Below are 15,440 nucleotides of genomic sequence, written 5' to 3'. Positions count from 1 at the left end.
ACCGAGGAACACCATGATGGCCGCCCTCATCCAGACGGCCGCCTCCTACACCACGCGGTGGGACACGACCCGGCACAGGCTCAATCTGGGAATTCAATCCTCGATTCGCAAGGCTGAATGATCACTCTTTGTTCTCTTTTTCGGGAAGCCGTGGCAGCGGATGCGGGCTTTCCGGTAGCTTGCCGGAACGATCCACACGCCTACGTGACTTGTCAGCGGCGAAGTCCTTGGAATGCCATGATGTTCTTCTTACGTTCAGAGCTTTCCGGAGTGTTGCCACGCCCATGCCGCCACCACGCCAGCTGCGCACGCATCAGCGCCGCCTCGCCGGGGTGGTGGAAGCCATGGTCCAGGGCCGCACCGCGGCGCGCGACATCCTGGCCGCCGTCACGCCGGGGGGCGGCAAGTCGCTGCTGCCGGTGATCGCGGCGGCGCGGCTGAAGGAAGCGGGGCTGATCGACCGCGTCTGCTGGGTGGTGCCGCGCGACAGCCTGCGCCTGCAGGCCGAGGAAGCCTTCGCCGACCCGGCCTGGCGGGAGGCGCTCGGCCATTCCATCGCCGTCCGCGCCGCCGAGAACGCGCCCGATCCCTGCCGCGGGCTGGAAGGCTACGTCACCACCTACCAGGGCATCGCCGCCGCGCCGGCGCTGCACCTGGCGGAGTTCCGCCGCCACCGCACCCTGCTGGTGGTGGACGAGATGCACCACCTGCCCGCCCTGCCCGAGACCGACCCCGCCGCCGCCGCCCAGGCCGAGGCGCTGCCGGAGGAGGACCAGGCCGGCGCCTGGTCGCGCGCCCTGCTGCCGCTGCTGGAATGCGCCGCGGTGCGGCTGCTGCTGTCCGGCACGCTGGAGCGGGCGGACGGGCGCGGCATATTGTGGCTGCCCTACCGCACCGGGCCGCGCGCCCGCACGCGGGAGGTGGACCTCGACGCGCCGGGCTGGGCCGTGATCGGCTACAGCCGGGCGCAGGCGCTGGCCGAGCGCGCCGTGCTGCCCGTCACCTTCGGCGCCATGGATGGCGAGGCGCGCTGGCGCGACGAGGAGGGGAACAGCCTCGGCCCGCACCGCCTGGGCGGCCGGCATCCGGACGAGACGACGCGGCCCGCCCTGTTCACGGCGCTGCGCACCGGCTTCGCCGAGGCGCTGCTGCACGAGGCGTTCCTGGCCACGCGGGAGCTGCGCGCGCGCCGCCGCCAGGCGCGCGGCCTGCCGCCGGGCACCGCGGCGCGGGGCCTGGGCAAGCTGCTGGTGGTGGCGCCGGACCAGAGCACGGCGCGCCACTATCTCGGCCTGCTGCGCCGCTGGGTGCCGGCGCGCGAGGCGGAGGAGACGGTGGCCCTGGCCACCTCCGACAGCGGCGACGCGCACCAGACGCTGGCCGCCTTCCGGCTGCGGGGGCAGCCCTCCATCCTGGTGACGGTGGCCATGGCCTATGAGGGGCTGGACGCGCCGGAGGTGGCGGTGGTGGCGGCGCTGACGCATATCCGCTCCCGCCCCTGGCTGGAGCAGATGGTGGCGCGCGCCACGCGGGTGGACCCCCATGCCGGCCCCTACGAGCAGCAGCGCGCCCTGGTGTTCCACCCCGACGACCCGCTGTTCGGCCGCTTCCGCCTGCGCATGGAGACCGAGCAGGGCACGCTGGCGCGCCGCCCCCGGCCGCGCCGCGCGCCGGGCCTGCTGCCGCTCTGGCTGCGCGAGCAGCTGCCGCCGCGGGAAGGCATCACGCCACTCGAATCGAACGCCCTGGCGCTGCGCTTCGACACGCTGGCGCCCGGCCCCGAGCTGGCCATGCGGCGCCCGGAGATGGAGGCGGCGCAGGAGGAGATGCTGGAAGCGCCCTCGGTGGCCGAGCGGCGGCTGCGCGCGCGCATCGGCGAGATGGTGGCCTCCCAGGCGGTGGAGGACGAGGCGATGCTGCAGGGGCCGCGCTCCCGCCTCGGCGGCCCCGGCCTCTACCACCGCTACAACGCCACGCTGAAGCGGGTGCTGGGCAACAAGAGCCGCGCGCAGATGAGCCTGCTGGAGCTGGAGGCGGCGATCGGCTGGCTGGAGCGCAACCGCCTGGCCGAGCACCAGCACCTGCTGGCGGGCGACCCCCGCTATGCCTGGACCGCCCGCAAGCGCGCCGAATGGAGCCCGCCCGCCCGGCGCGGCGGCGCAGGCGCCGCGGCGGCGGACGCGCCCCGCCGCCGCCACGGCGCCTGACCCCTCCCCTCCACGCCCCCCGCCCTGGCCGGAAGGGCGGGCGTGGGGGCACAGGCGCCAGGCTCCGGCCGGTTCGTTCGGATGCGTGACAGGACAACCGATCTGCCCGAAAATGCCGCCAAGCCGGCGCCATCAGGCCGGCCCAGTCCAAGGAGTGTCCGGCGTAATGATCCGTCGTCAATTGCTGGCCGGCGGGGCCGCCATCGGGGCCTCGGCCGTGGCCGTCCCGCTCGCCGCCCCCGCCATCGCGCAGACCGCCCCCGAGATCCGCTGGCGCCTCGCCAGCTCCTTCCCCCGCTCGCTCGACACCATCTACGGCGCTGGCGAGCACGTGGCCAAGCGCGTGGCCGCGCTGACCGACAACAGGTTCCAGATCCGCGCCTTCCCGGCGGGCGAGCTGGTGCCCGGCCTGCAGGTGGCGGACGCCGTGCAGAACGGCACGGTGGAGTGCGCCCACACCGCCTCCTACTACTTCGTCGGCAAGGACCCGACCTTCGCCTTCGACGGCGCCGTGCCCTTCGGCATGAACATGCGCCAGACCAACGCCTGGCTGCAGCAGGGCGGCGGGCGCGACGTGCTGAAGGAGTTCTTCGCCACCTACAACATGGTCTCCATCCCGGCCGGCAACACGGGCGCCCAGATGGGCGGCTGGTTCCGCAAGGAGATCAAGACCGTCAAGGACCTGGAGGGGCTGAAGTTCCGCGTCGGCGGCTTCGCCGGCAACGTGCTGCAGAAGCTCGGCGTGGTGCCGCAGCAGATCGCCGGCGGCGACATCTACCCGGCGCTGGAGAAGGGCACGATCGACGCCGCCGAGTGGATCGGGCCGTATGACGACGAGAAGCTGGGCTTCAACCGCGTCGCGCCCTTCTACTACTACCCCGGCTGGTGGGAGGGCTGCCTCAACCTCTCCATGTTCATCAACAAGGCGAAGTACGAGGAGCTGCCGGCCCTCTACAAGGAGGCGCTGGAGAGCGCCTGCCGCGACGCCACCATCGAGACGATGGCCAAGTACGACGTGCAGAACCCGCCCGCGCTGCGCCGGCTGATCGCCGGCGGCGCGCAGCTCCGCCCCTTCCCGCGCGACGTGATGCAGGCGAGCTACAAGGCGGCCTTCGAGCTGTATGACGAGACGGCGGCGAAGAACGAGACCTTCAAGAAGGTCTATGCCCACTGGAAGGCCTTCCGCGACGAGCAGTATGGCTGGTCCCGCGTGGCCGAATACAGCTTCGACCAGTTCGTCTATGCCATGTACGGCCAGGAGGCGCAGGCGCGCCGCTGACCGCGACGCCGGCGCCGCCCCTCGCGGGGGGTGGCGCCGGTCCTCTTCCACTTCCAATCCGGAGGGTTCCGGCGAATGGGTGCCCTGCTTGGCTTCAGTCGGGCGATGGACCGCATCAACACGAGCATGGGCGTCATCGCCTACTGGCTGGTCCTGCTGGCCGTCGTGACCAGCGCCGGCAATGCCGTGGTGCGCTATGCGTTCAGCTACTCCTCGAATGCCTGGCTGGAGGTGCAGTGGTACTTCTTCGCCGGCATCGTCATGCTCGGCGCGGCGCCGACGCTGCTGCGCAACGAGCATGTGCGCGTGGACCTGGTGTTCGGCAACCTGTCGGAGCGCAAGCGGCTCTGGGTCGACGTGTTCGGCCTGGTGCTGTTCCTGCTGCCCGCCATGGGGCTGATGGCCTGGATGACCTGGCCCTTCTTCCTCGACAGCTTCCAGCGCATGGAGGAATCCTCCAATGCCGGCGGGCTGATCCGCTGGCCGGTGAAGCTGATCCTGCCGGTCGGCTTCGTGCTGATCTGGCTGCAGGGCCTGTCCGAGCTGGTCAAGCGGGTGGCGCTGCTGCGCGGCATCCGGCCCGATGCCGAGGTGGTCACCGAATACCACCGCCCCGACCAATAAAACCCACCCGTAGCGCGGAAACCTCGCCCCGATGGTAACTCTCGAGATGATGCCGCCGCTGATGTTCGGCGGCCTCGTCGTCTTCCTGCTGATCGGCTTCCCGGTGGCCTTCTCGCTGGCCGCGGTCGGGTTGTTCTTCGGCTTCCTCTCGATCGAGCTGGGCTTCTTCACCACGGCCTATCTCGGCAACCTGCCCTTCCGCGTGTTCGGCATCATGTCGAACGAGCTGCTCCTCTCCATCCCCTTCTTCACGCTGATGGGGGCGGTGCTGGAGCGCTGCGGGCTGGCGGAGGACCTGCTGGAGGGCACCGGCCAGCTCTTCGGCAAGATCCCGGGCGGCCTCGCGGTCGCCGTGGTGCTGGTGGGCGCGGTGCTCGGCGCCATCACCGGCACGGTGGCGGCCTCCGTCATCGCCATGGGCATGATCAGCCTGCCCGTGATGCTGCGCTATGGCTATGACATGCGCATCGCCACCGGCGTCATCGCCGCCTCGGGCACCATCGCGCAGCTCATCCCGCCCTCGCTGGTGCTGATCCTGTTGGGCGACCAGCTCGGCAAGAGCGTGGGCGACATGTATGCCGGCGCCATCGGCCCCTCGATGCTGCAGGTCCTGCTGTTCCTGCTGTTCATCGCGGGCGTCGCCATCCTGCAGCCGCACCGCGTGCCGCCGCTGCCGCCCGAGGCGCTGGGGCCGCGCGGCTGGCCGCTCTACTGGCGCGTCATCAAGGGCATGGTGCCCTCGATCGTGCTGATCTTCCTGGTGCTGGGCACCATCTTCCTGGGCCTCGCCACCCCCACCGAGGCGGGCGCCATGGGCGCCTGCGGCGCCATCGCGCTCGCCGCCATCAACCGCCGCCTCACCTGGCCGCTGATGCGCCAGGCGATGGAGAACACCATGCGCCTCACCGCCATGGTCATCTTCATCCTGGTGGGCTCGACGGTGTTCTCCCTGGTGTTCCAGGGCGTCGATGGCGGGCTCTGGATCGAGCACATGCTGTCCCACCTGCCGGGCGGGCAGACGGGCTTCCTGATCTTCGTCAACATCTTCGTCTTCTTCCTGGCCTTCTTCCTCGACTTCTTCGAGATCGTCTTCATCGTCGTGCCGCTGCTGGGGCCGGTGGCGGCCAAGCTCGACATCAACCTGGTCTGGTTCGGCGTGCTGCTCTGCGTGAACATGCAGACCAGCTTCATGCACCCGCCCTTCGGCTTCGCGCTGTTCTACCTGCGCGGCGTGGCGCCCAAGACGGTGCTGACCAAGGACATCTACTGGGGCGCCATTCCGTGGCTGTGCATGCAGCTCGTGCTGGTGGCCATCGTCATCCTCTGGCCGCAGAGCGTCACCTACTGGCTGGATGCCGGCACCGGCGTCGATCCGAGCAGCGTGGTGATCGACGTGCCGATGCCCGACCTGACCGACGAGGCGCCGCCGCTGATCTTCAAGTGACGCGGACCGCCTGACCGGGCGGGGCGCCCCGGAAGCCCGGGGCGCCCCTTTTTCATGTCCGCCCCGCGCGGCCTCCATGCGCCGCCGGCGCTCTCTTCTCATGCACCTCCGGCATTTTCTTTTCCCGCGGCCGCGGCATCGGGCATGCGGGAGGGCGCCGCCGCCAGGCCGCGCGTCCGCCACAGCGAGTAGCCGATGCCGGCGGCCAGGATGGCGAAGGTGATGCCGAGCGACAGGGCGGGCGGCACCTTGCCGGTCTCGGGGAAGAGCAGGTCCGCCACGAAGATCTTGGACCCGATGAACACCAGCAGCACCGAGAGCGCGTATTTCAGGTAGTGGAAGCGGTGCACCATGGCGGCGAGCGCGAAATACAGCGCGCGCAGGCCGAGGATGGCGAAGATGTTCGAGGTGTAGACGATGAAGGGGTCGGTGGTGATGGCGAAGATCGCCGGCACCGAATCGACCGCGAAGATGACGTCCGCCACCTCCACCAGCACCAGCGCCAGGAAGAGCGGCGTCATGAACAGGGCGGGGCGGCCGGTCGCGGGGTCCGGCAGGCGGACCAGGAAGCGCTCGCCATGCAGCGTCTCCGTCACGCGGAAGCGGCGGCGCAGGAAGGCGAGCAGCGGGTTGCCGGCGATGTCCGGCACGGCGTCGGCCATGCGCCACATCTTGATGCCGGTGAGGATGAGGAAGCCGGCGAAGAGGTAGAGCACCCAGGAGAACTGCTGCACGATGGCGGCGCCGAGGCCGATCATGATGGCGCGCAGCACGATGACGCCGAGGATGCCCCATAACAGCACGCGGTGCTGGTAGAGGCGCGGCACGGCGAAGTAGCCGAAGATCATGGCGATGACGAAGACGTTGTCCATCGCCAGGGTCTTCTCGACGATGAAGCCCGTCCAGTAGAGCTGGGCGGCGGTGAAGCCGTCCAGCCCGCCTTCCGCGGCGGGGCGGAGATGGTCGAAGGAATACCAGACCCAGCCGCCGAAGATCAGGCCGAGCCCGATATAGCCGGCGGACAGGATCAGGCTCTCGCGCGCCTCGATCTCGCGGCTCTCGCGGTGCAGGACACCCAGGTCGAGCACCAGCAGGGCGGCGACGAGCGCCATGAAGACAAGCCACATCCACACGGGCGTGGCCAGGAAACTGGAGGCAAGGAATTCCACGGTCGGCTCCGGCATGGTCGGGCCCCTCCGGCGGAGGGGCGGGATCAAGCGATGTCCGACATCGCAGGCGCCGCGGCGGCGCGCTGCCAGAGGGAACCGGACCTTCCTGACGTGGCCCGCGCCCTTGCCGCTTCAAGGGCGGCGGCGGCGGCGGCGTCCGATTTTGTCTCCGCCCCCGGTTCCCGCCTCCCAGCCTCCTTCTCCCAGCCCCCTTCTCTCAGCCGTGGCCCGCCGCCCAGGCGGCGCGCGCCATCCGGTCCTCTCCCGCCACGGCCAGGCCCAGCAGCGGCCCGAACTTGAAGCCGTGGCCGGAAAAGCCGCTCATCACCAGGGCGCGCTCGCCCAGCGGCTCCAGCAGGAAGCGCTCCCGCGGCTCCACGTCGTAGTAGCAGGCGCGGGCGCCGAGCACGCGGTAGCCCGCCATGCCGCGCAGGCGCGGGCGGGCCAGGGCGAGGATGGCCTCCGCCTCGGCGGCGCCGGCCTCGCGCGGGTCGTCGGCATCGCCCTGGAGGGAGAAGCGGTGGTCGCCGATCTTGAGCGGCGTGCCGGCCACTGGCGGCACGGCGTAGAAGCCGCCCTGCTCGGAAAGGTCGATCAGCATCGGCGCCGCGGCCCAGGCGGCGCGGTGCTCGGGCGGCGGCTCCAGATAGACGACGACCTGCCGCGAGGCCGTGACGCGGGCGGCGAGGCCGGGCAGGAAGCGCGGCGCCCAGGGCCCGGCCGCGACCACCAGCAGATCGGCGCCGAGGGTGGTGCCGTCCTCCAGCGCCAGGGTGGCGCGGGCGGGGTCGGCCGCCACCGCGCGGGCGCGGCGGAAGGCCACGCCGCGCCGCTCCAGATGCGCGGACAGCGCCGCCACGATGCGCCGCGCCAGCAGCACCCCGCCCGGCGCCATGTGGAAGGCATCGCCCAGGCCGGCCCCGGCCAGTATGGGGAAGCGCGCCTCCAGCGCGGCGGGGCCGAGATCGGTGAAGGCGTGGCCGCCGGCGGCCAGGGCGGCGCGGCTCTCGGCCAGCCAGCCGGGGCCGGCCTCGCCCAGCGCCAGCACGCCGGTCGGCACGTGCAGCGTCTCGCCGAGATCGGCCCACAGCATGTCCCAGGCGGCATAGGCCTCGTCCACCATCCGCATGTAGCCGCGCTCGGCGCCATAGGCGTGGCGGATCAGCCGGTGGTCGTCGACGCTCGCGCCGCGCGGGTTGGGGCGGTCGTCCTGCTCCACAATGGTGACGGACCAGCCCGCCCGGGCCAGCCCCCAGGCGGCGGAAAGGCCCATGATCCCGGCCCCGAGGACAAGCGCGTTCGGCATGGCGCGCAGCATGACGCGGCGCGGCGGAAAGGCAATCCGTTCCCCATCCGGCCATTCCCCATCCGGCCATTCCTCAGCCAGGCGCGGCCACCGAAAGGGAGATCACCCCTTCCAGCGCCTCGCCGGGCGCCAGCACGCGCATGGCGCCATGCGGGGCCAGGCCAGGGCGGTTGATGGCGTCCGGCACATGGCTCACCGGCTCCAGGCAGAGCACCGGATGGTCGGCCGGGGCATAGAATTGCAGGTTGCGCGACCAGTCGCCGCCGGCACGCAGCGTCAGCGCCAGGTCCGGCCGGCGCAGCGTGGCCAGCCCGTCCCAGCCGGTGAAGTGCGTGTCCATGCCCAGCCACTCACGCTCGCCGCCATCGAGGCCGGGACTGTCCTGCGCGGCGACGGGCAGCTTGCGCGCATCGACCAGCAGGGCGGCGCGGGCGGCGAAGCGGACCGCGCAGCCCGCCGGCCGCGCGAACCAGGGATGCCAGCCGAAGCCCAGCGGGCAAGGGGCGGGGCCGGCATGGCGCACCGTCATGGCCAGGCGCAGGCCCTCCGCCCCCAGCGTGACGCCAAGCCGCGCCACATAGTCGAACGGCCCGCGCGCGAGGGACTGGGTGAGCACGGCCGAGGCCGCCCCCCGCTCCTCCACCCGCCAGGGCGCGAGGCGGGACAGGCCGTGCAGCGCATTGCCTTCCTGCGGGTGGGTGAGCGGAAAGGCATGGGTGGTGCCGCCCCAGGGGAAGCGGCCGCCATCGAGGCGGTTGGCCCAGGGCAGCATCCAGAAGGCGCCGGCCAGCGTGGCGTTGGGGTCGCGCCCCTCGAGCGGCGCCAGGATGGGGCGCCCCGCATGCTCCAGCGTGGCGAAGGCGGCTCCGTGCTCGGGGAGCAGCTCGGCCCGCCAGGGGCCGGATTCGAGACGCATGGGCGCTTTCCCCGGGAAAGTGGCGGGGAAAGGCATGTCCTTTCCCCGCGCTTCAGGTCAGGCGGGCGGCGTCAGTCCTGCCCGAAGGTCTCGCGCGGGCCGGGGGTGGCGCGGCTGTAGCCGCTGGCGCAATAGGCGCCGCCCTGGTAGCGCTCGGCCACCGGGTCGCCGGACACCTTCTCGCCCACTTCCGCGCGGAACGCCTCGGCGCTGTCCTCGGGCTTCCAGCCGATGCGCTCGCGGTGGTCGGCGCCCCAGAAGGTGGCGGGGTTGTCGCTGGCGCCCCAGATCACCGCATGGCCCACCTTCGGCGCCGCGATGAAGTCGGCGCAAAGGCGCGCGAGGTCGGCGAAGGACAGCCAGGTGGAGAGCATGCGGGCATCCACCGGCTCGGGGAAGCAGGAGCCGATGCGCACATTGAGGTTCTCCACCCCGTGCTTGTCCCAGTAGAGCCGGCCCATCAGCTCGCCATAGGCCTTGGACAGGCCGTAGAAGCTGTCGGGGCGGAAGGCGCAGTCGGCGTCGATCCTGGCCTCGTTGCCGGCGGGGCGCTCATGGAAGCCGATGCTGTGGTTGGAGGAGGCGAACAGCACCCGCGCCCCTTCCCGCCGCGCCGCCTCGTAGACGTGGTAGAGGCCGCGGATATTGGGGTCCAGCACCTCCTCGAAGGGCCGGTCCACCGAGACGCCGCCGAAATGCAGGATGGCCCCGCAGCCCTCGGCGATGCGCAGCATCGAGAGGCCGTCGCCCAGATCTGCGGCGACGAAGCGGGCGCCCGCCGGCAGCGGGCCGGGAAAGGGCTTGATGTCGGTCAGCACGAGGCTGTGGCCGCGCGCCGACAGCTCCGCCGCCAGCATGCGGCCCAGATTGCCGGAGGCGCCGGTCAGCAGGACGGGTTTCGGGGAAGTCATGCGGTGTCTTCGCTCCTGGCGGATTCGGGGCGGCGGCGCTCCATGGACAGGCCCAACGGAACAGCTCAGTGGAACAGGCTGGGCAGCCAGAGGGAGACCGCCGGCACGTATGTCACCACCAATAGCACGGCGAAGGCCGCGGTGTAGAAGGGCAGGCTGGTCTTGGTGGCCTCCCACATCGACACCTTGCCGACGGCGCAGGCGACGAACAGCACGGGCCCCACGGGCGGCGTGATCAGGCCGATGCCGAGATTGAGGATCAGCACCACGCCGAACTGCACCGGGTCCATGCCGAGCTTCATCACCAGTGGCAGGAAGATCGGCGTGCCGATCATGATCAGCGGCGCCATGTCCATGAAGGTGCCGAGCACCAGCAGGATGATGTTGATCAGCAGCAGCATCAGCAGCGGGTTGTCGGTGATGCCCTGCATCAGCTCGACCGTCATGGCCGGTACCTGGAGCAGCGCCATCAGCCAGCCGAAGGCGCTGGCGCAGCCGATGATCAGCATCACCATGCCCGTGGTGCGGGCGCCGCCCAGCACGGCGTGGACGAAGCCGTTCCAGTCCAGGCTGCGATACACCAGCAGCGTCACCAGCAGCGCGTAGAGCACGGCCACCACGGCGCTCTCGGTGGCGGTGAAGACGCCGCTGCGCACGCCCGCGAAAATGATGACGATCAGCATCAGCCCGGGCAGCGCCGCCGCCAGCAGCCGCGCCAGCGCCCACCAGCCGGGAAAGCGCTCGCGCGGGTAGCCGCGCCGCACCGCCACGGCCCAGGCGGTGAACATCAGCACCGCCATCAGCAGCATGCCGGGGACGATGCCGGCGGTGAACAGGTCCGCCACCGAGATCGCGCCGCCGGCGGCGATGACGTAGAGGATCATGTTGTGGCTGGGCGGGATCAGCAGGTCGATCAGCGCGGCGTTGGCGGTGACGTTGACCGCGTAGTCCGGCGCGTAGCCGCGGGCGCGCATCTGCGGGATCATCACGCCGCCGACGGCCGAGGCATCGGCCACCGCCGAGCCGGACACGCCGCCGAACAGCGTGGCCGCCACCACGTTCACCTGCCCCAGCCCGCCGCGCATGTGGCCCACCATGGCGGAGGCCAGCGCCACCAGCCGGTCGGCGATCTGGCCGCGCAGCATCAGGTCGCCCGCGAACACGAAGAACGGGATGGCGAGCATGGAGAAGACGTTCATGCCCGAGGAAAGCTGCTGGAACACGACCAGCGGCGGCAGGTCCATGTAGAGCACCGTGGCCAGCGCGGCGGCGCCGAGCGCGAAGGCCACCGGCGTGCCGATCAGCAGCAGCAGCGCGAAGCTGCCGAGGAGGATGGTGATCTCCATCGCCCCGCCCCCCCTCAGGCGTCGCTGACCAGCGGGGTGACCATCGCCTCGGCGGGGGCTTCCACCCCGGCCAGGTGCGCGGCCAGCCGCTCCAGCCCGAACAGGGCGATCATCGCCCCGCCCAGCACCAGCGGCAGGTATTCCACCGTGCCGGGCAGGCCGATGGCGGGCAGCGTGGCGTCCCACACATCCAGCGCCAGCTCGCCGCCGAACCAGGCCATGCCGGCGCCGAACAGCGTCACCACCAGGTCGGAGGCGATGTCGCAGGCGCGCCCCAGCGGCGCCGGCAGCAGCGCCTTGACCGTGTCGAAGCCCATGTGGAAGCCCTCGCGCACGCCGGCGGCGGCGGCGCCCAGGATCACCCAGCCCATCAGCAGCAGGGCGCCGGCCTCCGCCCAGGCCGGTGTGTCGTTCAGCACGAAGCGGCCGAACACGCCCCAGGAGACGACCCCCGTCATCGCCACCAGGGCCAGCCCGGCGATGCCGAGGCAGATGCTGCAGCAGTGGTCGAGCGCCCGGCCGAGGCCCCGCGCCCACGCCGCCGCGCCGGTCCGCGGCCGGCCGTCCCCCGTGGCGGCCATGGTCAGGCGGTCTCGCGGATGCGCTGCACCAGGCCCTTCAGCCGCGCATCGCGCACGAACTGGTCGTAGACCGGTGCCATGGCCTGCTCGAAGGGCGCCTTCTCAACGCTGTTGATCTGCGTGCCGGCGGCGACCACCTCCCGGCGCGCCGTCTCGGTGCGGGCCACCCAGAGGCGGCGCATCTCCGGCACGCTGTCGCGCGCGCTCTCGCGCAGGATGGTCTGCATGTCCCTGGGCAGCCTGTCGTAGCTGCGCTTCGACATCACCACGATCTCCGGCGACATCGAGTGCTCCGTGGTGGAATAGAACTTCGCCACCTCGAAGTGCCGCTGCGCCTGGTAGGTCGGGTAGTTGTTCTCCGCCCCCTCGATGACGCCGGTCTGCAGGGCGGAATAGATCTCGCCCGCGGGCATCGGGGTGGGATTGGCGCCGAGGGCGCGGATCATCGCCAGCCAGAGATCCGACTGCTGCACGCGGACCTTCATGCCCTTCATGTCGGCCAGGCCGTGGATCGGGCGGAGGCGGTTGTACATGCTGCGCGCGCCGCTGTCGTAGCAGCACAGGCCGATCAGCCCGTGCCGCTCGGCGCCCGCCAGGATCTCCTGCCCGATGGCGCCGTCCATGACGGTGTGCATGTGCGCCTCGTCCCGGAACAGGAAGGGCAGTCCCGGGATCACCGTTTCCGGCACCAGGTTGTTCAGCGGCGCGAAGTTGGTGCGGTTGATGTCGATGACGCCGAAGCGGGTCTGCTCCAGCGTGTCCTTCTCCTCGCCGAGCTGGCGCGAATGGAAGACCTGGATGTTGATGCGGCCGTTGGAGCGCTCCCTGGCCAGCCTGGCCATGGTCTTGACGCCCTCCACCGTCGGGTAGCCATCGGGGTGGATGTCGGCGGAGCGCAGGTTGATGGCCTGGGCGCTGGCCTTGAAGCCGATCAGCGTGGGCGCCGCCAGCGCCGGAAGCGCGAGCAGGGCGTTGCGCCGCGAAAGCGGGAAGGACATTGTCGGACGTCTCCTGTTGGAGCTGCGGAGCATCGGGCAGCCCGGCAATTCTGGCGGCACCCGGTATGATGTCCCGTCATCATACAACAATGACCGCCTTATTTTTTCGAATTTGGAACGAAGCCTTTTTCCCTGTCAACGCTCTCGTCCCGCAGGGCGCCCGCCGGCTTGCCCAAGGTCGGCTTGCCAGCGCCAGCTTGTCTGCGCCGGCTTGTCTGCGCCGGCTTGTCTGCGCCGGCTTGTCAGGGCCGCCCGGCCGCTCCAGCATCCCCCCCCCGCCTTTCCCGTCCCCGCCTTTCCCGCCGCTGCCGGATGCCCGCATGTCTCTTTCCGCCGATTCCCTCCGCCCCGCTTCCCTCGCCATGGCGGCCCAGGATCTCGCCGCCGGCCGGACCACCGCCCTGGCCCTGGCCGAGGCCGCGCTGGCGCGCATCGCCGACCCCGCCGGGGAAGGCGCCCGGGCCTTTGTCGCGGTGCAGGCGGAGCAGGCCCTGGCCACGGCCCGTGCCATGGATTCGCTGCGCGCCGCCGGCCGCGCCCCCTCGCCCTGGGCCGGCATCCCGATCTCGGTGAAGGATCTGTTCGACCAGCAGGGCGTGCCCACCCGCGCCGGCGCCGCGGCGCTGGAGGACGCCCCCCCCGCCGCCCGCACCGCCCCCGCCGTGGCGCGGCTGGAGCGGGCCGGCTTCGTGGTGCTCGGGCGCACCAACATGGTGGAGTTCGCCTTCAGCGGCCTCGGCGTGAACCCGCATCACGGCACGCCGCTTTCTCCTCATGACCGCGCCACGGGCCGGCTGCCGGGCGGCTCCTCCTCTGGCGCCGCCGTGGCGGTGGCCGACGGCATGGGCCTCGGCGCGCTGGGCTCCGACACGGGCGGCTCCTGCCGGGTGCCGGCGGCGCTGTGCGGCATCGTCGGCTACAAGCCCACCGCGAAGCGGGTGCCGCTGGAGGGCGTGCTGCCCCTGTCCCCCTCGCTCGACAGCATCGGGCCGCTGGCCAACACCGCCGGCTGCTGCGCGGTGCTGCACGCGCTGATGGCGGGCGCCGAGAGCGCGGCGCCACCGCCCGCCCGCTCCGTGGCCGGGCTGCGCCTCGGCATTCCCGAGGACAGCTTCCTGTTCGAGGGCCTGGAGCCCGCGGTGGCGGCCGCCTTCGGGCGCGCCGTGGCGCGGCTGGAGCAGGCCGGGGCGCGGATCGGGCGCTTCGCCCTGCCGGAGCTGGCCGAGATCCCGAAAGCGAACGCCACGGGCGGCTTCGCGGCGGCGGAATCCTATGCCTGGCACCGCGCGCTGATCGCCCGCGCCGCCGGCCGCTACGATCCGCGCATCCTGGCCCGCATCCAGCGCGGCGCGGCGATGAGCGCCGCCGACTACATCGGCCTGCAGCAGAACCGCGCCCGCATCATCGCCGCCGCCGCGCCGCGTACCGCGCCCTACGACGCGGTGCTCTGCCCCACCACCGCCCTGACCCCACCCGCGCTCTCCGAGGTGGAGGACGAGGCGGAATACAACCGCATCAACCTGCTGCTGCTGCGCAACACGGCGGCCTTCAACTTCCTCGACCGGTGCAGCATCAGCCTGCCCTGCCACGCCCCGGGCGAGGCCCCGGTGGGCCTGATGCTGACCGGCGCGCATGACGGCGACACGGCCCTGTTTGCCACCGCCGTGGCGGTGGAAGCGGCGCTGGCCGCCTGACATGCTCATCCGGGGGCTTCCCTTGCCGGCCGCATCCGGCTAAAGAGGCCCCTGGCGAGGACCCGTAGCTCAGCTGGATAGAGCGTTGCCCTCCGAAGGTCGCTCGGGTCATCGCCTAACGCTCTGAAAAACCTCGGTTTTTCGGCTAGCCTAACCTGTGCTTTTTGCAAAAGTCGCAGGAATGGATAACAGGAGCGTTACTGACGAAATAGCCTGACTACTTGCACCCGTAGATCAGTTGGATAGATCGCCAGATTCCGAATCTGGAGGCCAGAGGTTCGAGTCCTCTCGGGTGCGCCATCTACAAATTAGAAAGCTAAAGGCACCATTAAAAGCTTGGCCTTTGTGTTTTGGCTTTTTGGCACCCTGTGCTGCTTTCCTAGCACCCATGCTGATGGTGTTGAAATCCCGCTGCTATAATTAGCAGCCGCTGGCTTCCCCTCCCCCTACTACCCTGCCCCTACTAGAGGTTGTTATGGACCTGTGGGCTGGTAACGATCAGGTTGCGCGGCATGAGTGCCCGCAAGCCGTACCCGTCCGATGTGTCTGATGAGGAGTGGGCGCTGGTCGCGCCCTATCTGACGCTGCTGCCGGAGCGGTCTGGGCAGCGGGACCACAGCTTGCGCGAGGTGTTCAACGGGCTGCGCTACGTGGTGAAGACCGGCGCGCCCTGGCGCTGGATGCCAAACGATCTGCCGCCCTGGGCGGCGGTGTACCAGCAGACGCAGCACTGGCTGGCAGCGGGGTGCTTCGAGGCGCTCGCCGAGGACCTTCGAACCGTGCTGCGGCTGGCCGCGGGGAGAAAGGCGCAACCGAGTGCTGCCATCCTGGACAGCCGGACCTTACGGTCCTCGCCGGAGAGCGGTGAGCGGGCCGGGTATGATGGCGCCAAGCGAAAGAAGGGTTCCAAGCTGCATCTGGCGGTGGACACGCTGGGGCATTTGCTGGCGCTGCATGTCACGGTC

The 15,440-nt window shown here is 71.0% G+C and carries 13 protein-coding genes and 1 tRNA gene; 7 read left to right on the top strand and 7 right to left on the bottom strand.

Annotated elements, in window-relative coordinates; all coding sequences use genetic code 11:
* The first annotated feature begins 284 nt into the window (after positions 1-284).
* From CR162_RS20680 to CR162_RS20665, 4 genes are all read left to right on the top strand, one after another.
* Positions 285-2,207, top strand: a complete 1,923-nt coding sequence (locus CR162_RS20680; RefSeq protein WP_099097395.1) for a DEAD/DEAH box helicase — start codon at positions 285-287, stop codon at positions 2,205-2,207.
* A 166-nt stretch (positions 2,208-2,373) separates the two neighbouring features.
* A complete protein-coding gene (locus CR162_RS20675; RefSeq protein ID WP_099097394.1) occupies positions 2,374-3,486 on the top strand; it encodes a TRAP transporter substrate-binding protein in 1,113 nt (370 codons plus the stop codon).
* A gap of 75 nt (positions 3,487-3,561) precedes the next feature.
* Positions 3,562-4,110 carry a TRAP transporter small permease subunit gene (locus tag CR162_RS20670; RefSeq protein ID WP_099097393.1) on the top strand — a complete coding sequence of 183 codons (549 nt, stop codon included), beginning with the start codon at positions 3,562-3,564 and terminating at the stop codon, positions 4,108-4,110.
* A gap of 31 nt (positions 4,111-4,141) precedes the next feature.
* Positions 4,142-5,554, top strand: coding sequence for a TRAP transporter large permease (locus CR162_RS20665; RefSeq protein ID WP_099097392.1), 1,413 nt, complete (start codon positions 4,142-4,144; stop codon positions 5,552-5,554).
* 98 nt (positions 5,555-5,652) lie between these two features.
* On the opposite strand, the gene CR162_RS20660 is transcribed toward CR162_RS20665, so the two are convergent.
* From CR162_RS20660 to CR162_RS20630, 7 genes are all read right to left on the bottom strand, one after another.
* Complete coding sequence (locus CR162_RS20660; RefSeq protein WP_099097391.1) at positions 5,653-6,738, bottom strand: TerC family protein; 1,086 nt, start codon at positions 6,736-6,738, stop codon at positions 5,653-5,655.
* Between the two features lie 202 nt (positions 6,739-6,940).
* Positions 6,941-8,029, bottom strand: a complete 1,089-nt coding sequence (locus tag CR162_RS20655; protein ID WP_176559967.1) for an FAD-dependent oxidoreductase — start codon at positions 8,027-8,029, stop codon at positions 6,941-6,943.
* Positions 8,030-8,102: 73 nt separating this feature from the next.
* Positions 8,103-8,945 carry an aldose epimerase family protein gene (locus tag CR162_RS20650; protein ID WP_099097389.1) on the bottom strand — a complete coding sequence of 281 codons (843 nt, stop codon included), beginning with the start codon at positions 8,943-8,945 and terminating at the stop codon, positions 8,103-8,105.
* A gap of 71 nt (positions 8,946-9,016) precedes the next feature.
* A complete protein-coding gene (locus CR162_RS20645) occupies positions 9,017-9,856 on the bottom strand; it encodes an NAD-dependent epimerase/dehydratase family protein (RefSeq protein WP_099097388.1) in 840 nt (279 codons plus the stop codon).
* A 65-nt stretch (positions 9,857-9,921) separates the two neighbouring features.
* Positions 9,922-11,202 (bottom strand): TRAP transporter large permease, encoded by a 1,281-nt coding sequence (locus CR162_RS20640; RefSeq protein WP_099097387.1) that lies wholly within the window; start codon positions 11,200-11,202, stop codon positions 9,922-9,924.
* Between the two features lie 14 nt (positions 11,203-11,216).
* On the bottom strand, positions 11,217-11,783 hold the full coding sequence (locus tag CR162_RS20635) for a TRAP transporter small permease (RefSeq protein WP_099097386.1): 567 nt from the start codon (positions 11,781-11,783) through the stop codon (positions 11,217-11,219).
* A 2-nt stretch (positions 11,784-11,785) separates the two neighbouring features.
* Positions 11,786-12,781 carry a TRAP transporter substrate-binding protein gene (locus CR162_RS20630; RefSeq protein WP_099097385.1) on the bottom strand — a complete coding sequence of 332 codons (996 nt, stop codon included), beginning with the start codon at positions 12,779-12,781 and terminating at the stop codon, positions 11,786-11,788.
* A 320-nt stretch (positions 12,782-13,101) separates the two neighbouring features.
* Here CR162_RS20630 and CR162_RS20625 point away from each other — a divergent pair, with 320 nt between their 5' ends.
* The 3 genes from CR162_RS20625 to CR162_RS20615 all read left to right on the top strand — a co-directional run.
* Positions 13,102-14,475 carry an amidase gene (locus tag CR162_RS20625; protein ID WP_099097384.1) on the top strand — a complete coding sequence of 458 codons (1,374 nt, stop codon included), beginning with the start codon at positions 13,102-13,104 and terminating at the stop codon, positions 14,473-14,475.
* Between the two features lie 223 nt (positions 14,476-14,698).
* A tRNA-Arg gene (locus tag CR162_RS20620) sits at positions 14,699-14,775 on the top strand.
* Positions 14,776-14,987: 212 nt separating this feature from the next.
* A partial coding sequence (locus CR162_RS20615) for an IS5 family transposase (protein WP_141563271.1) occupies positions 14,988-15,440 on the top strand: 453 nt, incomplete at its 3' end.

Origin of the sequence: Teichococcus rhizosphaerae, assembly GCF_002631185.1 — a bacterium.
GTDB lineage: Bacteria > Pseudomonadota > Alphaproteobacteria > Acetobacterales > Acetobacteraceae > Pseudoroseomonas > Pseudoroseomonas rhizosphaerae.
This window is presented reverse-complemented; position numbering and strand designations above follow the sequence as displayed.